Annotated in this window: 10 protein-coding genes; all 10 read left to right on the forward strand. The window is 65.5% G+C overall.

Annotated elements, in window-relative coordinates; genetic code table 11:
* Positions 1-97: 97 nt before the first annotated feature.
* The 10 genes from ABFX19_RS15140 (at position 98) to ABFX19_RS15185 (ending at position 21,728) form a co-directional block, all read left to right on the forward strand.
* Positions 98-6,121 (forward strand): Ig-like domain-containing protein, encoded by a 6,024-nt coding sequence (locus ABFX19_RS15140; protein ID WP_346028827.1) that lies wholly within the window; start codon positions 98-100, stop codon positions 6,119-6,121.
* Between the two features lie 72 nt (positions 6,122-6,193).
* Positions 6,194-7,165, forward strand: coding sequence for an AAA family ATPase (locus tag ABFX19_RS15145; protein ID WP_056548647.1), 972 nt, complete (start codon positions 6,194-6,196; stop codon positions 7,163-7,165).
* Between the two features lie 15 nt (positions 7,166-7,180).
* The gene (locus ABFX19_RS15150; protein WP_277358300.1) at positions 7,181-8,566 is read left to right on the forward strand and encodes a DUF58 domain-containing protein; all 1,386 of its coding nucleotides are present in this window, start codon (positions 7,181-7,183) and stop codon (positions 8,564-8,566) included.
* Positions 8,563-10,989, forward strand: coding sequence for a transglutaminase TgpA family protein (locus ABFX19_RS15155; RefSeq protein WP_346028828.1), 2,427 nt, complete (start codon positions 8,563-8,565; stop codon positions 10,987-10,989). Before ABFX19_RS15150 ends, ABFX19_RS15155 begins: the two co-directional genes overlap by 4 nt.
* 182 nt (positions 10,990-11,171) lie before the next feature.
* A complete protein-coding gene (locus ABFX19_RS15160) occupies positions 11,172-12,254 on the forward strand; it encodes an RDD family protein (RefSeq protein ID WP_346028829.1) in 1,083 nt (360 codons plus the stop codon).
* Positions 12,251-13,129 carry a PP2C family protein-serine/threonine phosphatase gene (locus ABFX19_RS15165; protein ID WP_277358303.1) on the forward strand — a complete coding sequence of 293 codons (879 nt, stop codon included), beginning with the start codon at positions 12,251-12,253 and terminating at the stop codon, positions 13,127-13,129. The genes ABFX19_RS15160 and ABFX19_RS15165 overlap by 4 nt, the downstream gene beginning before the upstream one ends.
* Complete coding sequence (locus tag ABFX19_RS15170; protein ID WP_346028830.1) at positions 13,126-14,847, forward strand: FHA domain-containing protein; 1,722 nt, start codon at positions 13,126-13,128, stop codon at positions 14,845-14,847. Before ABFX19_RS15165 ends, ABFX19_RS15170 begins: the two co-directional genes overlap by 4 nt.
* Complete coding sequence (locus tag ABFX19_RS15175; RefSeq protein ID WP_277358305.1) at positions 14,844-16,508, forward strand: serine/threonine-protein kinase; 1,665 nt, start codon at positions 14,844-14,846, stop codon at positions 16,506-16,508. Before ABFX19_RS15170 ends, ABFX19_RS15175 begins: the two co-directional genes overlap by 4 nt.
* A gap of 16 nt (positions 16,509-16,524) precedes the next feature.
* Positions 16,525-17,232, forward strand: coding sequence for a flagellar basal body rod protein FlgC (locus tag ABFX19_RS15180; protein ID WP_056548635.1), 708 nt, complete (start codon positions 16,525-16,527; stop codon positions 17,230-17,232).
* Between the two features lie 56 nt (positions 17,233-17,288).
* The gene (locus ABFX19_RS15185) at positions 17,289-21,728 is read left to right on the forward strand and encodes a type VII secretion EssC family protein (RefSeq protein WP_346028831.1); all 4,440 of its coding nucleotides are present in this window, start codon (positions 17,289-17,291) and stop codon (positions 21,726-21,728) included.
* The last annotated feature ends 89 nt before the right edge of the window (positions 21,729-21,817 follow it).

A 21,817-nucleotide genomic window follows, 5' to 3' on the forward strand; every position in this document is an offset into this window, starting at 1 on the left:
TTTGATGAAACGTGTATTCGATCGCCTGCGTCGTTTCGGCACTAAACACAGACGAGCGCTGTCGTTTTCAACCGCTTCCGCGGTCAGCATCGCTGTGGTGAGCGGTGCTCTGCTCTATCCCGGTTTTGCTACTGCTGAGGTTGACCTGAACGACGGTGGCGTGTGGGTGACCAACCGCAACACCGGCATGGTGGGTCACCTCAATTATCAGTCACGGCTTCTGGACGGTGGGTACGCAGCGAATAGCGACAGCTTCGACATCATTCAGGACCAGGCCACGGTCTTCAACATCAACTCCGACCAGTCGAAGGTCAGCCCCGTCGATGTCGCCAACGTGGTTCGCGGAACCGAGGTACAGCTTCCCGGTTCAGCGGCTGTGGCGATGGGCGGTACGACGGCGGCAGTCACCGACCGCGCCGGTGGTGCGGTCTGGATTACAACGGTGCAGAACCTCGCTGCCTTCAGCGATCAGGAGACCGAACCGGTGGTGACCGGTTCTTCCGGTGCGGTCGCGGCGGTGTCCTCGAATAACCGTGTGCTGGTCGCAGACCCGGGCGCAAAGACGGTCTCTACCTACGTGGTCGCCCCCGACGGCACCTACGAGGAGCCGACGGTCGTCGAGGCGGAAACGCTGTCAACGTTCGGTGACGCGCAGATCGCCGCCGTGGGAGACCAGGCAGTTGTGTTCGACGGCGAATCCGGGCAGCTCATTTTGCCTGATGGGGAGGCGGTCACCCTGCCGGATGCTGCCGGTGGCCGGTTGCAGCAGAGCGGACCGGCGGGCAGCTTTGCGGTGGTGGCGACGCCGACGTCGCTGATCAAGCAGCCGCTGAATGGTGGCGATCCGGTCATCACACCGCTGGATGCGACAGGGGTTCCTGCTGCGCCGGTGCAGTTGGACGGCTGTGTCCACGCGGCGTGGGCCGGGCCTGCCGTCTACGTCCGCGACTGCGCGGATGACGCCAGCGACCAGCGGCAGGACATCCCTGAACTCGGTGCGGAATCGGAACTGGTGTTCCGGGTCAACCGCAGCGTTGTGGTCCTCAACGACGTCAACGCCGGCGACGTCTGGCTGGTCCTGCAGAACATGCAGCTTGTGGACAACTGGGGCGACATCATCCCGCCGAAGCAGGATTCCGATGACGAGGACCAGGAATCGGCGAGTGAGAACCCGGTCAACACACTCCCGGACCGCACGGGTGAGAACCGTCCTCCGGTCGCCGAAGACGACTCCTACGGTGCACGTGAAGGCAAGACCAGCATCCTCAACGTCGTCGCCAATGACACGGACCCGGATGGTGACCTGCTCACGGCGCGATTGAGCGGGGACCAGCCGGCCGCAGGCAGTGTGCAGCCCATCTATAACGGTGCAGGACTGCAGATTGTGGTGCCGGCAGATGCCCCTGTGGGTATTTCTACATTCGCTTACGAGGTCGAGGACGGACGTGGCGGCACGGATGCCGCCCAGGTCGACGTCGAGGTTCGCGGGGCTGACACGAATGAGCCGCCAAATCCTCTGCGTCCCACGAAGATCCTTGTGGAGGAGGGGAAGTCGGTCAGCCAGAACATCCTCTCCAGCTGGACTGATCCCGACGGCGATGACCTGTTCCTGGTGAGTGCGGAGCCGACGCCGGATGGGGATCAGGTGCGCACGCGCTCGGACGGATTGTTGACGTTCCGCGATGTCGGCAAGGGCCAGGGGGTGAAGGAAGTCAACATCGTCGTCTCGGACGGCCGTGAAGAGGTGTCCGGTGTTATCAGTTTCGATGTGCGTGCGTCGGGGACACTGCCGCCGGTGGTCAATTTTGACCACTTCACCGCCGTCGTCGGGCAGGAATCGCAACTGAGCCCGCTGCAGAATGACCTCGATCCGGCGGGCGGCCAGTTGAGCCTCGCGAAGGCGGAGCTGACCGGCGGGGATGCAGTGGTGACGCCGGACTATGACACCGGCACCATCGCCTTTACTCCGAATTCGGCGGGAACCTATTACGTCGAATACCTGGTGACCAACGGCCCGCAGAGCGCCAGCGGTCTCATTCGCGTCGATGCGAAAGCCGACGGTGCGGAGGGCGCGCCGATCGCCGTCCGTGATGTGGCACTGCTGCCACGGAATGGCGACGTGTTGGTCGACGTTCTCGGAAATGACAGCGACCCGGGCGGCGGCGTCCTGGTGGTGCAGTCCGTCGAAGTCCCGGCAGATTCGCCAGTGGACGTTGCAATCTTGAATCACAATGTGTTGCGCATCCATGACGTGCGGAATCTCAGCGAGCAGACCACCATCACCTACACGATGTCGAACGGCACGGCCTCGGCAACCGGTGAGGTGAGCGTGCTGCCCGTGGAGGGCCCGGAAACGCTGCTGCCGCCGCAGGCCAACTCCGACGAGGTCACAGTACGCGCCGGTGATGTCGTCAACATCCCGGTGCTCGACAACGACACTCATCCCAACGGCGACGAGCTGACACTGAATCCGGTCCTCGCACAGGGGATCGACCTTGCGGATGGCCGAATCTTCGCCTCGGAGAACTCACTGCGTTTCGTCGCCGGCACCACAGCCAAAACTGTGTACGCCATCTACGAGGTGTTGGACAGCACCGGGCAGACGGACTCGGCGGAGGTACGGATCAATATCCGACCGTTGGATGCACCGAATACCCCACCCGTGCCGAAGAACCTCGATGCCCGTGTGATCGCCGGATCGACGGTGCGCATCCCGGTTCCGCTGGACGGCATTGACGCCGACGGTGACTCCGCTTTCCTGACAGGAATCGACGTCGCTCCGACGATGGGCGCGGCGGTTCCCGGCCCCAATTACATCGACTTCACCGCATCGGCCACCGGAGCGGGTACGGATACCTTCACCTACACGGTCCGTGACCGGCTTGGCCTGGAGAACACCGGCACCATTCAGGTGGGCATAGCGCCTGCAGCGGAAGCGAACCAGAAACCCATCGCCGTGAACGATGGTGTGATCCTCCGGCCTGGGCGCGCGATCGCTGTCGATGCGCTGCGAAATGACTCGGACCCGGACGGTGACCCGATCGCGCTTGATCCGGAGGCTCTGGCGGGCACGCCGGAGGAGATGACTCCGGAGGTGGTCGAGGGCCGCGTGCTGTTCAGTGCGCCTCAGGCAGAAGGTGATTTCAGCGTCCGCTATGGCATCCAGGACAGCCGGGGTGGCACCGCCGCAGGCAATATCAGTGTCACCGTCGATCAGAACGCTCCGCTGTTGTTGCCGATCGCCCGTGATGATCGGGTGGAGTCGGAAGAGACCCGCGGCCAGACGGCTGTGGACGTGCCGGTCCTGAAAAACGATGAGGACCCTGACGGTGTGGCCGAGGACCTCGTTGTTCGGGTCGATCCGGCAGCCGTCACCGCCTCAGTGGGAGCGGAGAACGCAGTCCGCGTTGAGCTCACCGAGCAGGCTCAGATCATCCCGTACACGGTGGAGGACATCGACGGCGGTGTTGCCACCGCCGTGATTTGGGTGCCGGGACTGAGCGAGCAGTACCCCACGCTCATCAGTGACGCACCGATCGACGTGCAGGCAGGAGAGGAACTGGCTCTCGACCTGCGGGAGTTGGTGGAGGTCCGGGAAGGCAGGACGCCGCGGCTGACGGTGACCGAGAAGGTCTCCGCAATCGGGACCAGCAACGCCAACGACTGGGTGGTCGATCCGAACAACCTCCGCTACGCCGCGGACGTCGGTTACGCCGGCAAGGGCTCCATCACCTTCGAGGTCACCGACGGCACCGGCCCCGACGACCCCGAAGGGTTGAGCTCAACCCTGACCGTACTCACCAACGTGATCCCCGCTGCGGAAAGCCCCAACATCCCGCCCACCCTGAACTCTGGATCGCTGGAAGTTGCAGTTGCTGAGCCGGCGGTCTCCCTGGATCTGGCCGGCCTTGCATCCGATCCGAACCCGGAAGATACCCTGGAGTTCTCGCTGACCGGTGATCAACCCGCCGGGTTCGAAGTGTCCCTCGACGGCTCGGTTCTGAGCGTGGCACCCGGTGAGAATTCTGAGGCTGGGCTCACCGGCGTCGTGGGAATTTCGGTATCTGACGGTGAGGAGACCGCAGCGAGTTCAGTTGCGTTGGCGGTGTTGGCGTCGAACCGGCCGCTTCCGGTGGCGAATGACGATGAGGTGCCTGACGCCGTGCAGGGTGAGCCCGTCCCGGTGGATGTGCTGGCCAACGACGTGAACCCGTTCCCGGAGGAACCGCTGCGCATTGTCGATGTGGTCGCTGACGGGAACGGCAGCGTGTCCCAGCAGGGCGAGTCGGTTCTGGTGACGCCGGATGAGTCCTTTGTTGGGACGATGACGGTGCAGTACACGGTGGAGGACAAGACGGCTGACCAGTCGCGCCTGGCGACGGGGCAAATTGTGCTGACGGTGAAGGGCAAGCCGAGGGCGCCGTCAACGCCTGTGGTCGAAAGCACCCGGAACAAGTCGGTGGTCCTGTCCTGGGATCCGCCGGCCGACAACGGTTCGCCGATCACCGGTTACACAGTCACCAGCAACAACGGGTTCACGCAGGAATGCCCGGCGACCACGTGCACGCTGACCGGGCTCACCAACAACGTCGAGTACGTATTCACGGTCACCGCCACCAACGACATCGGTACCTCCGATCCGTCGCCGGAATCGGCTGTAGCGCGTCCGGACACACAGCCGGCCCAGCCCGCTCCGCCGGCGCTGGTGTTCGGTGACGGATCGCTGACGGTCAACTGGACTCCGCCGGCCAATGAGGGCTCACCGATTGAAGGCTATGACCTGCAGATTTCGCCTGCACCGCCGAACGGGGCGGTGCAGCGTAGTGCCACCGGCAGTCCGCTGACGTGGGAGGGTCTGGAGAACGGCACCGCGTACAAGGTTCGGGTGCAGGCACGCAACGCGGCGCCTGATCCGTCGGAGTGGAGCGATTACTCCGCGGCTGAGATTCCGGCTGGGTTGCCGGGAATCCCTGCTGCGCCGACGACGACGCGTGCCGATTCGGTGGGCACGGAGAGTCAGCTGGTGGTCGACTGGGCAGACGTGTCGCCCAATGGTGACGCGGTGACGAAGTATCAGGTGCAGGAGTTCCGCGGTGGCGCGCTGGTGCGTACCCTGCCCGAGGTCCAGGCGTCTGAGCAGACCATCGTGGTGCCCAACGCCGAGGCGGACTACAGCTACGCTGTCCGCGCCTACAACAAGGCAGGCTGGACCGAATACGGTGCCCAATCAGCACCTCGTCGCGCGGTTGGTTCTCCTGCAGCGCCGAGTAACGTGAGCCTGAAGGAGACTCGTACCGGCGCCGAGGGCCGCCACGTCCAAATCAGCTTCAGCGAACTCAACGCGGAGCAGCGCAACGGCGCACGAGCGTCCGAAGTCAGCTACCAGGCGACGTTCAACAATCGTCAGATGACAGTCAGGCCCGGCCAGGAGATCGGCGGGCTCGCCAACGGATCCGCAGTGACCGCTACGGTCACGGCCATCGTCAACAGCGACGGCGCCAGCTACTCGAGTTCACCCGCCACCTCCAACCAGGTAAGCCCCTACGGCAGCCCGGGCAAACCCTCGGCCAGCGGACAGAACGGTGCGCAGAACGAAAACAGCGTCACCTTCAACTGGGGACCGCCCAACACCGGCGCCCATGATGTCAAGCAGATTCAGATCAGCATCGACGGCGGTGGTTGGCAGAATGTTGCCAATTCCGGTTCGAGGCGGGTCAGCGGCAACTTCGAACAACAACACGAGATTCGGGTTCGCTCGCTGAACTCCCGCGGCGAAGCAGGGGGAATCGCGAACGCTACAGCCCGCGCGGGCAAGGAACAACCGAGCCAGCTCGACACACGGCTCCTGGGACATATGCAGCGCAGCTGCACCGACCCCGCGAACCGGGCCACCTACGATCCCGAGGAGTTCACCTGTGAAGGCGTGGGCGGAAATAATCCCCCGTGGTTCTACGCCGAGCACCAGTTCACTGTCGGTTGCTGGATCAGCCACACCGATGGCTACGGCCGGACCGGTCAGTGGTACCGGATTGTTGGAGGGCCGCGCAACGTTGGCCGCTACATCGACGCCGGCCACGTGACCGTCGGCGGGCCGGCCCAGAGCAAACTGCCGCAGTGCTGACAGCCGACGTCCTGCACGTATTCTTTCCCGTGGGCAGCACGGATTCCGCAAGAGAAAAAGGAACAGATCATCATGACAATGACCGCTGAACAGGCCGCGTGGTTCGCCGGGACGTTTGACAAGCTGGTTGGCAACGTGGGGCAGGCAGTCCTCGGCAAGTCCCACGTGGTACGGCTTGTCCTGACCGCGATGCTCGCCGAGGGTCATGTGCTGCTCGAGGATGCTCCGGGAACCGGAAAAACCATGCTGGCGCGGTCACTCGCTGCGACGGTGCAGGGAACGCACTCCCGCATCCAGTTCACCCCGGACCTCCTGCCCTCTGATGTCACGGGCATCACCATCTATGACCAGAAGACGCAGGAGTTCGAGTTCCACAAGGGCCCCATCTTCGCGAACATCGTGCTCGCAGACGAGATCAACCGCGCCTCGCCGAAAACCCAGTCGGCGCTGCTGGAGGTCATGGAAGAATCCCGCGTCACAGTGGATGGCGTGAGCTACACCAACGACCGCCCGTTCATGGTGATCGCAACGCAGAACCCGATCGAACAGGCCGGAACCTACCGTCTTCCGGAAGCGCAGCTTGACCGCTTCCTGATCAAGACCATGATCGGCTACCCGGACCATGCCTCCACCGTCCAACTGCTCAGCGGCTCGGCAACCCGTGACCGTTCGGCGGCGCTGACCCCGATCATCACCACCCAGGCCATCAAGGACATGGCGGATCTGGCGACGGAAACCCACGTGGATAACGCGGTGCTCGAGTACATCTCCCGGTTGACGGAGGAGACCCGCTCTGCACCGGAGACGCGTCTCGGAGTGAGCGTGCGCGGAGCACTGGCCATGGTCCGCACAGCGAAGGTCTGGGCTGCCGGCCAGGGCAGGCATTACGTCCTGCCCGACGACGTCAAGGAACTGGCGCCGTACGTGTGGACCCACCGCTTTGTCATGGACCCGGAAGCGGAGTTCGCCGGAGCAACACCCGAGGCCGTCCTGCGCCGCGTGCTTGCCGACGTGTCAGCTCCCCAGCAACGCGCCACCGCCTGACACTCCTGAGGATTCATGGCAACGAACACGGAAACCGCGGAAAAGAGCGCCTCACGACGGCGCGCGGCTGATCCTGCGCGCCGTCGGGCGTCCCAGCCGTCCCCGGAACGGACCGGAAGACAGAAACGCACGGCGTCGTCGTCCCGTCTCCACCCACGGTCGCTGACCCGGGAAGCCTGGCAGCTGGCGCGGGACGCAGGCGCGCCGGTGGCCAGCCGGATCCTCGACGGACTGAGGAAATACTGTGGCCCCGTAGTGGGAGTGGTCAGTCCGCTCGGGTGGATCATTGCCGCAACTGTCACCGCACTCTGGATACTCGGCTCTGTCTTCGACTGGCGGGAAGCGCTCGTTGCAGCGCTGCTGGGCACGGTTCTCTTTCTCCTGGCCGTCGGATTCATTCTCGGCCGCTCCTCCTACGCTGTGGAGCTGGACCTGACGCGTACGCGCGTGGCGGTGGGGGACCGCGCCGTCGGAAGCGTTGCCGTCTCCAACACCTCAGCCAAGGCGCTGCTTCCGGCCTCGCTGGAGCTGCCGGTAGGAGCGGCGACGGCAATTTTCCACCTGCCAAGACTCAAGCCGAACCAGCAGCACGAAGACCTGTTCACCATCCCCACGCAGCGCCGCGCCGTCATCGTGGTGGGGCCGGTCCGCTCGGTGCGCGCTGATCCGCTGAGCCTGCTGCGCCGCCAGGTGTTCTGGACCGAACCCACCGACCTGTACGTGCACCCGCGGACGGTGGCGCTGGTCGGCTCGGCGGCCGGCTTCATCAAGGATCTGGAGGGACTGCCCACCAAGGACCTCTCCAGCGCTGACGTCTCCTTCCACGCGCTGCGCGATTACGTACCCGGAGACGACCGCCGCCACATTCACTGGAAGACGACGGCGCGGACCGGCCAGCTCATGGTCCGCCAGTTCGAGGAAACCCGCCGCTCCCACCTCGCCGTTGCCCTCTCAACCAACACATCCGAATACGCATCAGACGCCGAGTTCGAGCTCGGCGTGTCCGTTGCCGGTTCCATCGGACTGCAGGCCATCCGCGAGCAGCGGAACCTGAGCGTGCTCACCCAGGACGGCCCCGTGCGCTCCGAAACCGGGCGTAACCTGCTCGATGACATGACGCGGATCGAGGGCCGGAACCGGCGCCTCACCGCAGTGGACCTTGCGAGGACGACGGCGGATTCGGTACCGAATGCCTCGGTTGTGTTCTTCGTGGTGGGCCCGCACGTCACCCCGTCCCAGCTCCGCTCCGCAGCCGCCTCGGTTCCGCCCGGCATCAGATGCATTGCCATCCGTTGCGTGAGTGACCAGGATCCGGGACGGGCCACGATCGGAGATCTCACCGTGCTCACCCTCGGCAACCTGTCCGACCTCGCCCTCATCCTCCGGAAGGCAGCAGCATGAGCCGCCGTGCGGGACGCTCCGCAAGGACGCTGCCGGGAAGGCTGCAGACCGGCATCGATATCGGCGCCCTGGTCCTCCTTCTCGGTCTCGGAATCGTTGGATTCGGCCCCACTTTCGGCGGGGACCTGCGCTATCTTGCGGCGGGATTCGGTGGGATCGCGATCGGCCTCGTCACGGCCTGGCTGAGTACCCGCCACCGCTGGGGTTTCTGGCCGACTGCAGGGGTCCTGCTGGGCGCCTACCTGGTGCTGGGACACGCGCTGGCCGCGCCGGTGGAATCCTTCCTCGGGTTCCTGCCCACGCTTGAATCGCTGCGGGTCGTGATCGCCGGCGTCGTCTTCTCCTGGAAGGATCTGCTGACGGTCGCGGATCCGGTGGGAATCAGCCGCGGCATGCTTGTGGTGCCTTTCCTTTCAGCCCTCCTGCTCGCGGCGGTCGCCGGGCTGCTGGCCTGGCGCGTGCGCACGCCGTACTGGGTGCTCCTGCCGGTCCTCGGACTGTTCCTCGTCAGCATCGCCTTCGGCACCAACCGGGCAGCGCTGCCGGAACTCCGTGGCATCCTGCTGATCGTCGCAGCAACCGCCTGGCTGGCCTACCGCCGGGACATTGCACGAACTGACCAGACCGGAGCGCTGTCGGCGAATACAGCTGCGCAGCCGGACCCTCCCGGCGTCGGAATCGTTGGAGTTCGCGGTCTTCTCCGCTCCAACACGGCACGCCGGCTGGGACTGGGCGGAGCTGTCCTCGCCGTCGGCACCATTCTTACCCTCGTGGTGAGTCCGGTGCTGGCCGGCAACACGGACCGCGATGTGCTCCGCGACGTCGTCGAGCCTCCGGTTGATCTGTTCGACTACCCCAGCCCACTGACCAGCTTCCGCAAGTACGTCAAGGACCAGGCTGATGAGACGCTCCTGACCGTGGACGGGCTGCCCGAGGGCCAGCGCATCCGGCTCGCCGCGATGGATGCCTACGACGGCGTGGTGTACAACGTGAATCCGCAGGCTGCCGGGAACTTTGCCCGGGTAGGGGATGCGCAGCAGCTCGGCAGCGCGGACGTCGCGGAGGACGAGGGCACCGTCGCCACCCTCGACATCACCGTCGAGGCGTACAACGGCGTGTGGCTGCCCACGGGAGGCGAGCTGCTCGGCGTGGATCTGGACGGACCACGCTCACAGGACCTCAACCGGTCCCTGTACTACAACAATGACGCCTTGACCGCACTGTCCACCATCGGGGTGCAGTCGGGCGACACCTACAGCATCAACGTGGTCTTCCCGGAGGTTCCGGGTGACGAGGTGCTCACCCAGTATGACTTCGCGGACCTTAGCCTCCCGCGCGTCAAGAACGAGCCGCCCATCATCGCGTCCAAGGCGAGCGAATACGTGGGAGAAGTTTCCGACCCGATCGAGCGGGCGCGTCGCCTCGAGCAGGTGCTCAGCTCGCAGGGCTTCTTCAGCAACGGCAAGGACGGTGAAGCGCCGTCCCTGCCCGGCCACGGCGCCGCCCGCATGCTCACCCTCCTTGACGCCGAGCAGATGGTCGGCGACGACGAGCAGTACGCCGTATCGATGGCCCTGATGGCTCGCAAGCTCAACATTCCGGCCCGGGTAGTGATGGGTTTCTACCCCGACTGGGACGAGGTCGAGGACCCTTCAGCGCCCCTCGCCCTCACCGGTGAAGACGTGCACGCCTGGGTGGAGATCGCCTTCGACAATGCCGGCTGGGTTCCGTTCGACCCCACCCCTCCGGAGGACAACGAACCGGTGCCGCCGCAACAGCAGCCCAAGTCCTCGCCTAAGCCGCAGGTTCTCCAGCCTCCGCCGCCGCCGCAGGAACCGGCCGAACTGCCGCCGGATTCCGCACCGGAGCCCCAGGACGCCGAAGACCGCACCAAGGACTTCTGGGATGACTGGGGTCCGCTGGTCCGCGCCATAGCGCTCGCCCTGATCCCGTTGGGTGTCCTGCTGCTTCCGCTGCTGCTCATTCTTCTGCTGAAAGTACGACGGCGGAAGCGGCGCGCGAACATCGGCGCGCCTTCCCAGCGGGTCGGCGGAGGATGGAGCGAGGTGTTGAGCCTCGCTACGGACCTCGGTGCGGAGACCAACGCCAGGGCAACCCGCCGCGAGAGTGCACATGAACTCGGAACGGCTTTTCCCGCCAGCGCAGGATCAACCACGCTCCTCGCACAGCGCGCAGACGCCAACATCTTTGCGTACGGTGAACCGACCGAACGTGAGGTCGAGGAGTACTGGAGCGCCGTCGAGTCATCGTTGGAGGGTATGCGCGGCTCGGTTGGCTGGTTCCGGCGGCAGCGTGCCCGCTTCTCGCCGCGTTCCCTCATCCGGGAGGCGCGGTCAAAGGTGCGTCCGCGCAGCACTGCCCGGGGAGCACGCCGTGGTTCAGAGCGAAGGCAGGACCCGTGAGCGTGGACGGGCTCCAGTGCCCGCGTTGTTCGTCACGGGTGGCCGCCGGCACGGCGTATTGCGTGCGCTGCGGCGCTTCCATTCCCAATCGTGCCCCGCATGTCCGTACAGTGGACCCACCGGGCGGTGCGTTGGCGCATCCTGATGCCCGGATGAACGGTGAGGGAGGAACGCGGGGCACCATGGCTCAGCTCAACCTTGAGAACGGTTCGGCAGGCAAGCGGCTCGGAGCAAAGCTGGTTGACGGTATTCCGCCTGCGCTGATCAGCGGACTGGCCGCCGTGGTCGGTATGCCACTGATTGGCTACGAGCAGGTGTCGGCGAGTTCCGCCGTCGTCGATCTGTCCATGTTTTTCGTTGTGATGGGTGCAGGCAGCCTGCTGGCGCTTGGCTACTGGATCTTCCTCTGGGGCTGGGAAGCGAAAACCGGCAAGACCCCTGGCAACCTGATGTTCGGCCTGCGGACCACCGACGAGGAGGGCTTCGCGCCCGGCTGGCTGGCTGTCTTTCTGCGCAACCTCATCATCGCGCTCTCGGGGATCATTCCGGTGCTTGGCTTCGTGATCGTCATGATCTCCAACCTGTTCGACTCCCACGGGAAGCGTCAGGGCTGGTATGACAAAGCCGCGCGAACGTTTGTGTTCGATGTCCGGCGCGGCCGCAATCCGCTGCTGACCGGAGGAATCAACGGGCCGTCGTCGTTCGCTCCGCAACCGGTTCCGCCTGCCGTCCAGCCCATCCAGTCGCCGGTCGTTGCCCGGCCTGAACCGGTGGCGCGCACAGCAGAACCGGTGCTCTTCCAGCCAGAGAAGGTTCCAACGGGCAGGACGGCCCCGCTTCCTGACTTCGGCACCCTGCACCCCGATGAGGAAGCCGGAGAGACGGTCATGTCCCGGGGGTCCGCGCCGGTGAAAACGTACGCTGAGCCGGCCGGCCGTAAAGCTGTGCGTATCCTGCTCGACGACGGCCGCGACCTGGTGCTGGAATCCGTGGCGCTGATCGGCCGCAACCCTGCAGGGAAGGACAACGAGCCGGCACAGCTGATCCCCGTGAAGGACGAGGGGCGCTCAGTCTCGAAAACCCACCTTCACCTGCGCGTCGACGCGGGCAGGCTGTGGGTGACCGATCGTCATTCAACCAACGGCAGTGCCGTGGGCGGTGCGGACGGTGAACGTACTCCGCTGCCGGGAGGCCAGCCTTCGTGGGCGCCACCCGGTTCCACTGTGTACTTCGGCGACCGCAGCTTCAGGGTGGAACAGGCATGAGCAATTTCGAACAGATGAAGGACCGGAACATCGAACTCACCGTCGGGTACGCGACCGACCGCGGCCTCAAGCGCCAATTGAACGAAGACTCCCTGATTGCGTCCGAGCCGATCTTCGCGGTGGCGGACGGCATGGGCGGGCACGAGGCAGGGGAGGTCGCTTCAGGAATCTGCGTGCGGACCCTGGCGGAGAGCAGCATCATCGGCGAGCATGCCCCGCACTTTTCAGCGGCGGATCTCGAGGAATTGCTGCGCACTGCTGATGAGCACATCCGCTCAGAGACGGGAGGCCGGGCGGGCACTACGCTGTCCGGCGTCGTCCTGGTGGAAGAGTCCGGGATGCCCTACTGGCTCTTCTTCAATGTGGGCGATTCACGCACCTACCGGTTGTGTCAGGGCCGGTTCGGGCAGATTTCCGTTGATCATTCCGAGGTGCAGGAGCTGGTGGACCGCGGCCACATCACGCAGGAGCAGGCCGTTGGCCACCCCAGACGGCATGTCATCACCCGTGCGCTGGGAACGGGTGACGATTCCGAGGCCGACTACTGGCTCATGCCGGTGGAAGAGGACGACAGGATCCTCATCTGCTCGGATGGACTGAGCACCGAGGTCTCCGACGATCGCATCTACACGCTCCTCAGTTCCACGGCCGATCCGCAGCAGGCTGCTGACGCGCTGGTGCAGGAGACTCTCCGCAATGGTGCCCGCGACAACGTGACCGTGGTGGTGATCGACGCCCACGGGATCGACCCCGATGCCGAGCTCCACACCACAGCGCCACGCATGATCGGTGCGGATACCGCTGCTGCGGATGGTCCGAATGGTCCGGGTGCTCCGGACGCTGATGCTTCCAACGCCGAGGTGGAGCGTTCGTGAGCGCAGTCCGTTACCTTCCAGGGGAGGGGTGGCTCAGTGTGGTGCGTTCCGGCGTCGTAGTGCTGGTCCCTGCTGCCACCGCACCTGAGCTGACCGACCGGCTCTGGAACCAACTGGGGGAGAACCCCAATTTGCAGGCTGTGCTGCCGATCGTCGCGGGTGGTTTTGGGCAGGGGCTCGAATCCATGCCTCCGTTCGGTGTGGTGTCCCACACGGACCGGCTCCATGTACTGCTTCGAGGCGATGTTCACCTGAGTGTCGACACCGACGCCGGCGGCGCGCAGGTTGAGTTGTCCGGGCAACAGGTGACCACGTGGGTGGAGCGAATCGTCGACGGCGGCGGAAACGGCTTCACGCTGAGCGGCGGCTCTGTCGACGCAGCCGGTTCTATTGGCCCAGGCGGTTATTCCGGGGCAAGCGGGGACACTGCTACCCTGCCGCTTGAGTCAGGGATTGTCCGGGCGTCTGTCGTCTCCGTTAAGTCTTTTGGGCCGGTCGGGCCGGCTGATCCCGTGCGCGCCGAGCCCGAACCCGCTGATCCCGAACGCGCTGTGACGGGTGCTGCTGAGGCTGAGGAACTCGCCACAATCAACCCGAGCCTTTATCTGAGCTCCACTGACGGCGTCGATGAAGACGGCCAACGTGCGGCGGACGGTGCGGACAGCATCGGTGAGGACCAGAACCAGCAGGCCGAACCGGATACCGAGCTCCAGACCACCGGCTACGACCACCTGTGGGACCAAACTGTCATGCGGCGCGTGGAGGACGCTGCGGTGCGTCCACCTGAGGAAGCTAACCCGTCGAACGAGGTAGACGTTCAGGAGGACGTTGCTCAGGTGCCGGAACAACCGTCACGGCCGTCGGAACGACCACAGCAGGCGGAGCTGTCAGAGTCGTCAGAGCAGTCAGAGCTGTCAGAGCTGTCAGAGCTGTCAAAGCCACAGCCGGAGCCGTCCACGCCGCCGGCCGATGCGTCGCCGATACCGCTGACTGCACCCGGGCAGCTGATCGACTCCGTACCGTGGGCACGCAAGAGTGCCGGGACCGGCGGACCGGCAACAGGGCCCGCAACCTTAAACAGGTCCGCAACCCCAATCACGCCTGACACGTCGATCACGCCTGACGCCCCCGCACCGAAGCAGCCCCGCGACCTCCCCGACGCCGAAGATCACGATGGCCAGACGATCATGCGCAGCGACCTGCAGGTCCAACCATCGCAGCAGCCTGCCCAACCGGCAGCTGAGCCGCGTCTCGGTACCGGACCTTTGGTGCTGGCGAGGCTGTGCGGGCAGGGTCACGCCAATCCGCCGGAAGCATCGGACTGCAAAGTCTGTTCCCAGCCCCTTGACAGCGAACCGCGTGAGGTCCGCCGGCCAAGTCTTGGCACCATGCGCATTTCAACCGGTGAGGTGGTGGAACTGGACCGGTCGCTGATCATTGGCCGGCAGCCGTCCGTCTCACGGGTTCAGGGCCGTGGTATGCCGAAGCTGGTGCAGGTCACCAGCGCCGGCGGGGATATTTCGCGCTCACACGTCGAGGTGCGGCTCGACGGCTGGCACGTCCTGCTGTGCGATCTCAAGGCCACCAACGGCACGGTGCTGATTCGCGCGGGCCAGCCGCCACGCCGCCTGGGCGAATCGGAGACCGCGTTCCTCCTTGATGGTGATGTCGCCCAGCTCGGTGACGACATCTTCCTGCGCTTCGAGGGCCTGCGATGACTTCACGGCGCGCCGCCGCACCACCGCCGCACATCCCGGGCTACCGCTACGTCAGCCTGCTCGGATCGGGTGGTTTCTCCGACGTGTACCTGTACGAGCAGGACCGTCCGCGCCGTCGCGTAGCCGTCAAGGTCCTGGTGTCCGGTCTGCTGACCGAAGGCGCCCGCAAGGCGTTCGAGTCCGAGGCCAACCTCATGGCCCAGCTCTCCACGCACCCGTATATCGTCACGATCTACGAAGCGAACATCACCGACGACGGGCACTCCTACCTCGCGATGGAGTACTGCTCGCGCCCGAGCCTGGACGTGCGGTACCGCAAGGGGCGGCTCTCGCTGGCCGAAACACTGACGATCGGCATTCAGGTCGCTTCAGCCGTCGAGTCTGCCCACCGCGCCGGCATCGTGCACCGCGACATCAAACCGGCAAATATCCTGGTCACCGAATACAACCGCCCTGCGCTCACGGACTTCGGCATCTCCGGCACCACGGACGGCGGCGCCGATGAGGACCTCGGCATGTCCATCCCCTGGTCCCCGCCGGAAGCATTCGAGGGCGGCAGCGTGGACGGGATCCGGATGGACGTCTGGTCCCTCGGAGCCACCCTCTACACGCTTCTTGCCGGCCGCTCGCCCTTCGTGTTCCCGGGCCTGGACAATTCGCAGAGCCAGTTGATGGACCGCATCGGGTCAATGCCGCTTGCCCCGATCGGCAGGGATGATGTGCCGCAATCCCTGGAGCTTGCGCTGGCAACAGCGATGGCCAAGAACCCGGCCGCCCGCTACAGCTCGGCACACTCCTTTGCGCTTTCGTTGCAGCGGATCCAGACGGAACTGGGCATCTCGGTCACCCCGTTTGAAGTTCTGGATGACACCGAACACGTGTATCAGAACGACGACGGCGCCGAAGCCACCCGCGTGCGCAAGGTCGTCTCCATCGACCCGGAGTCTTCCACCTTTTCACCCACCTTCCCGACGGCGTCACCCACCGCGCCCAGTCGCCCTTCGCACGGTTCCGTGCCCACCTACTCCGCGCCGTCGTCGTCCATGTCCTCCAGGGTCGACCAACCTCCAGCAGCGGAGGACGCGGCAGACAATAGCGCAACCGAAGACCACGCGTGGCGGGACCGCACCATCCTCCGTGGGGGTGAGCCGCAGGGCGACTCCGTCCGTCTGGATACGACGCTCGGCAGGCCCGTGGGTACGGGGCTGGAAGCCGCTCCAGCCGACGCCGAACCTGTCCGTCGCAAGCGCAGCCCACTGGTGGGCATCCTGCTGGGGCTGGTGCTGCTGGCCGGCGTCGGAATCGGGGTATTCGCCATCGTGAACGGGCAACCGGAAGACCAACCGACCGTGGCACCGCCCACCCAGCCGCCGCCGGACGCGCTGGCCGGTGTTGAGGGCGTTGTGCCGGCGCCCACGGGTATCACCGCAGGGGAGTCCGGCAACACTGTTGTCTTCACCTGGACCAATCCCGATCCGCAGGAAGGTGACGTGTACCGCTTCCGGACCGTGACCGTCACCGAGGAGGGGGACTGGGACCGCACAGTGCAGACCGAGGCGCCCGTCGCGGCCAATCCGGACGGACGCACCTGCGCTGATATACAGATAGTGCGGGCAAACGGAACTGCTTCCGAGCCCGAACGCGCCTGCTGGCCTGAGTGAGTTGAAGGGAATACCCGTGGGGGAACTGGCAATAGATTATTGCGGTGAGTGGCATGAGCCGAAGGACGGAGAGCCGTTCAACATCGGTCGCGAAGGCGATCTTGAGGTGGACGACAATCCGTACCTACACCGCAAGTTCCTCCAGATTGCCCATCAGAACGGAATCTGGTGGCTCAATAACGTGGGCACCATGCTCTCGGCCACCGTTGCGGACACCACCGGCGGAATGCAGGCGTGGGTTGCGCCCGGTGCCAGGATTCCGCTGGTCTTCGGGCAGACCCGCGTTGTCTTCACGGCCGGCCCCACTACCTACGAGTTCGACGTGCACCTCAAGACCCCCGCCTTCCGCCAGGAGCGCCAGGTCGACGACGGCTCCGGGACAACGACGATCGGCCCGGTTCGCTTCACCGATTCGCAGCGTGCGCTGATCGTAGCGCTCGCTGAACCGATGCTGCGCCGTGAAGGGACCGGGTTCAGTTCCATTCCATCCTCTGCGGCGGCTGCGCAACGGTTGGGCTGGGCGCTGACCAAGTTCAACCGCAAGCTGGACAACGTGTGCGACAAACTGGACCGGGTGGGAGTCGTGGGCCTGCGCGGCGGCGGCGGCAAGCTCGCCACCAACCGGCGCGCCCGGCTGGTGGAACATGCCGTGACCTCGCACCTGGTCACGCCCGAGGACCTCGATCTGCTCGAAACCATGAAGGGCAAGGCGGATGAGGACTGAGCTGTCCGCGCCGTTCCGTCCTGACGTCCACCTCAACCACCCGGAGTGTTCCTGACATGTTGCTGCGCCTCACCCTGCGGCGTGATCCTGACCCCGCGAAGGATCTCGCTGTCACCGTGGACGGGCTCGCTACCGTAAGCGATGTTGCCCGCGAGCTGTATGTGGCTGATCCGGCGCGTGCGGGGGCTGAACCTCCTGGTCAGTTGTCCCTGACAGTCGAGGAGTCCTACGTTGCCGGCGGCATGCGCGGCCGAACGCTCAATCCCGACGTCAGCCTGTTTGAATCAGGTCTGCGGCCCGGCTCCGCCGTGACTATCAGCCGGGTCAGCGACCAGTTCAACGTGCCGGGACAGGACCGGGGGCCGGCGGTCGCCACGCTACGGGTTCTGTCAGGGCCCGACGCCGGCAAGGAATTTTCCCTGCCGGCCGGCGCCAGCTACCTGGGCCGGGACCGCAACTGCGATATCCGCTTCGCCGATCCGATGATGTCCAAGCGGCACGCGCGGATCAACGTGGCCGACGGCATTGAAATCATTGACACGAACTCCGCGAACGGCCTCCTCATGGGCGGCACGAGGGTGGAGCGGACAACCCTGACCAGCGCGGATGAGATCACGCTGGGAGACACCACCCTTGCAGTGGTGCCGCTGACCCGCGCCTACTCCGCCGATCCCACCAACCCGCTCATAGAGTTCAACCGCTCGCCGCGCGTTGTACCGGCCTTCGTCGAAAAGCCCAAGCAGATTCCGGCGGGCCCGAGGCGGCCGAATCCCATGCGCTTCCCCTACCTGCTGCTCATTGCGCCGATCCTGCTGGGCGCCATCATGTTCTCCATTACACGCAGCCCGTTCAGTCTGATTTTCATTCTCATGATGCCGATGATCCTGGTGGGCAGCTACCTCGACCAGCGGATCAACGCCAAGCGGACCTTCCGGGAGGCTGTGGCGCAGTTCCGCGACTCGATGGCGTTCTTCCGCAGCGACATCGAAAGGACACGGAAAGTAGAGCGTGCCGTCCGGCATGCCGAGGCGCCCTCGGTGGCGGACACGGTCGACGCCGTCTACAAACTGGGCCCACTGCTGTGGACGCACCGCCCGGAGCACGACTTCTTCCTGAGCCTGCGGTTCGGTACCGGACGTGCACCGTCCCGGATCGAGCTGTCTGAACCTGCCGGCTCAGACACACTGCCCGAGTTCTCCGAGGAGATCCGCGACGCCGCAGAGGAGTACGCCTACATTGACGACGTACCCATCGTGGCGAATCTCCGTCTGTCCGGCGCACTGGGCGTCGCTGGGGCACGCGGGATCGTTGACGACGTAGCACGCGGACTGGTCATCCAGGCGATCGGGCTGCATTCACCGGCCGAGCTGACCGTTGTTGCGTTGACCTCGGTGCAGTCGAAGGAACGGTGGGGTTGGCTGCAGTGGCTCCCGCACACCGGCTCAGTCCACAGCCCGTTGACCGGTGACCATCTGGCGGCCGGACCGGCCGCGGCGGGACTGCTGTTGTCCCGGCTGGAGGACCTCGTCTCGGTCCGCGCTGCCGAACGCTCGGGGGTCGCGCTTCGCGGGCGGTTGGACCCCACGAAGGAAGTGGAACAGCCTGTGCCGGTCACGCCGTCGGTCCTCGTGGTCGTGGAGGACGATGTCACGGTTGACCGCGCCCGCCTGACCAGAGTTGCCGAGGCAGGAGCGGACGTCGGCGTCCATGTTGTGTGGGTTGCCGGGACGGTTGCGGCGCTGCCGGCGGCCTGCCGCGACTTCCTCTTTGTCGACGGCGACGCGGCGAATGTCAGCGGCCAGGTGCGGTTGGGTGAACTGTCGACGCCGGTCAGCTGCGAAAGCGTGGATCTTGAGCTGGCAGGGCAGCTGGCGCGGATGCTGACTCCCGTCGTCGACGTCGGCAAGCCTGTGGAGGATGATTCGGATCTTCCGCGTGCAGTCTCCTACGTGACGTTGGCGGGGCATGAACTGGTGGAGGCGACGACGGCGGTCGCCGACCGCTGGACGGAGAATAACTCGGTGGCGTCCCGTGCGCTGCCCAACCGGAAGCACCAGGGATCGCTTCGTGCACTGGTGGGTTCGAAGGGCGTCGAGCCGATGTACCTGGACCTCAAGACCGAGGGCCCGCACGCACTGGTCGGGGGAACCACCGGCGCCGGCAAGTCCGAGTTCCTGCAGTCCTGGGTGCTCGGCATGGCCGCTGCGTACAGTCCTGACCGGCTCACGTTCCTGTTTGTCGACTACAAGGGTGGAGCGGCGTTCGCCGACTGCGTGAAGTTGCCGCACACGGTAGGGCTGGTCACGGACCTGTCGCCGCACCTGGTGCGGCGGGCGCTGACCTCGCTGCGGGCCGAGCTGCACTACCGGGAACACCTGTTCAACCGCAAGAAGGCCAAGGACCTGTTGGCCATGGAGCGGGATGCGGATCCGGAGACGCCGCCCTCCCTTGTCATCGTTGTGGACGAATTCGCGGCGCTCGCCCGCGAAGTGCCGGAGTTTGTCGACGGGGTGGTCGATATAGCGGCGCGCGGTCGGTCACTCGGCCTGCACCTGATCCTGGCAACGCAACGGCCGTCCGGTGTCATCAAGGACAACCTGCGCGCCAACACCAACCTCCGGATTGCTTTGCGGATGGCTGACACGGATGATTCACAGGACATCCTCGGGACGCCGATGGCTGCCTACTTCAGCCCCACCATTCCGGGCCGTGGTGCTGCCAAGACGGGGCCCGGCCGCATCCAGAGCTTCCAGACGGGCTATGCGGGGGGCTGGACCACGCGTGCGCCTGCGCGTCCGCGCATCGACGTGGTCGAGATGAATTTCGGCTCAGGCACGAGGTGGGAGTCTGCAGCTGATGAGGTTGTCTCCGAGCCGGGTGGGCCGAATGACATCGCGCGGATCGTGGGCAATGTTTCCCAGGCGGCGCTGGAGCTTGGCATCAAACCGCCGCGCAAGCCCTGGCTGGCCGAACTGGCCGAGGCATACGACTTCTCGAAGCTGCCCAACCCGCGTACCGATGAATCGCTGCTGCTTGGCGTCACTGATGATCCGGAGCACCAGGAGCAGCCCACGGTCTTCTACCAGCCGGATGTCGACGGGAATTTGGCGATCCTTGGATCCGGTGGGTCCGGCAAGTCCACCGCCCTGCGGACACTCGCCATCGGGTGTGCTGTGACGGTGCGGGGTGGTCCGGTGCAGGTGTACGGCATTGACTGCGCGTCCAATGGGCTGCAGATGCTCGGTCAGTTGCCCCACGTGGGCGCGATCCTTGACGGGGATGATTCCGAGCGGATCGGCAGGCTGCTCCGGTACCTGCGCGGAATCATCACCGAGCGTGCAGACCGGTTCGCCGAGGTGCGGGCCGGAAGTATCTCCGAGTACCGGAGGCTGGCTGGCCGGCCGGACGAACCGAGAATCCTGCTCCTGGTCGACGGCATCACCACCTTCCGGGAGACCTACGAGTTCAAGGGGCGGGAGCGCCACTTCGAACTGTTCCAGCAGATCGCGACCGATGGCCGTCCCATGGGTGTGCACATTGTCGTGACCGGTGAACGCACCAATGCACTGCCGCCGTCGTTGGCGTCATCGATCAGCCGCCGGATCATCCTGCGGATGGCAGCCAAGGACGACTACTCGACCCTCGGGGTGCCGCGCGACGTACTTTCGAGCTCGTCTCCACCCGGGCGCGGGCTGCTCGACGGGCTGGAGGTGCAGCTCGCCGTCTTCGGCGGCAACGCCAACCTGGAACTCCAGGCTCGCGAGGTCGAACGCATGCGTGATGCCATGCTGCGCCAGGGCGTTCCGCAGGCGCCCGGCGTGCTCAGCCTGCCGGAGTCGATCGATCTGGACGTGCTGCCGGAGGCGCAGGCGGGTTCAGCAGTGATCGGCGTCGACGACTTCAACCTCGAGCCTGCAGCCGTTGCTGCAACCGGGGCCTTCATGGTGTCCGGCCCGCCTGGGTCCGGGCGGACCGTCGCGCTCGTGACGCTGGCAGCGGCGCTGCAGAAGTCGTCGCCGAATGTCAGGCGGATCTACCTCGGTGCGCGGCGATCGACGGTGGCGTCGCTCGGGCTGTGGGACGAGGCCCATGTAACGGCGGCACTGGTACAGCCGGAGCTAGCGCGGCTCGCAACCTTGGCGGACGGCGCCGAAGGATCGGTGGCGTTCTTTATCGAGGGACTGACGGAGTTCAGCGATTCGCTGGCGGAACTCGAGCTGGGCTCGCTGGTGAAGGCTGCAGTGAAAGCCGGGCAATGGGTGGTCGGGGAGGCTGAGACCTCAACCTGGTCCAGCGCCTGGAACCTGTCCGGTCCGTTCAAGTCGGGCAGGCGGGGGCTTCTGCTCAACCCGAACGAGCTCGACGGCGACACGCTCCTGAACACGTCGCTCGGACGGACGGCCGGAAACCGCTTCATTCCGGGCCGCGGGTACGTGATCGGCCGCGGAAAGGCCTACAAGCTACAGGTCGCTACAACCATGGGCGGCCTGGACTGACACGCCGATCCAGCCCGTACGTGGGGAGTGCTGCTTGGGGAGCGGTCCCCATCGACACCGGCAAGCGGGCTTGGATAGGTTGTAGTTGG

This window comes from Arthrobacter parietis (genome assembly GCF_039530425.1).
Lineage (GTDB): Bacteria > Actinomycetota > Actinomycetes > Actinomycetales > Micrococcaceae > Arthrobacter_D > Arthrobacter_D parietis.

Excerpts from the sequence above, each read along its gene's own strand:
- ABFX19_RS15175 (WP_277358305.1), top strand. The coding sequence starts at position 14,844 with ATGACTTCACGGCGCGCCGCCGCACCACCGCCGCACATCCCGGGCTAC.
- ABFX19_RS15145 (WP_056548647.1), top strand. The coding sequence starts at position 6,194 with ATGACAATGACCGCTGAACAGGCCGCGTGGTTCGCCGGGACGTTTGAC.
- ABFX19_RS15165 (WP_277358303.1), top strand. The coding sequence starts at position 12,251 with ATGAGCAATTTCGAACAGATGAAGGACCGGAACATCGAACTCACCGTC.
- ABFX19_RS15155 (WP_346028828.1), top strand. The coding sequence starts at position 8,563 with ATGAGCCGCCGTGCGGGACGCTCCGCAAGGACGCTGCCGGGAAGGCTG.
- ABFX19_RS15150 (WP_277358300.1), top strand. The coding sequence starts at position 7,181 with ATGGCAACGAACACGGAAACCGCGGAAAAGAGCGCCTCACGACGGCGC.
- ABFX19_RS15160 (WP_346028829.1), top strand. The coding sequence starts at position 11,172 with ATGGCTCAGCTCAACCTTGAGAACGGTTCGGCAGGCAAGCGGCTCGGA.
- ABFX19_RS15185 (WP_346028831.1), top strand. The coding sequence starts at position 17,289 with ATGTTGCTGCGCCTCACCCTGCGGCGTGATCCTGACCCCGCGAAGGAT.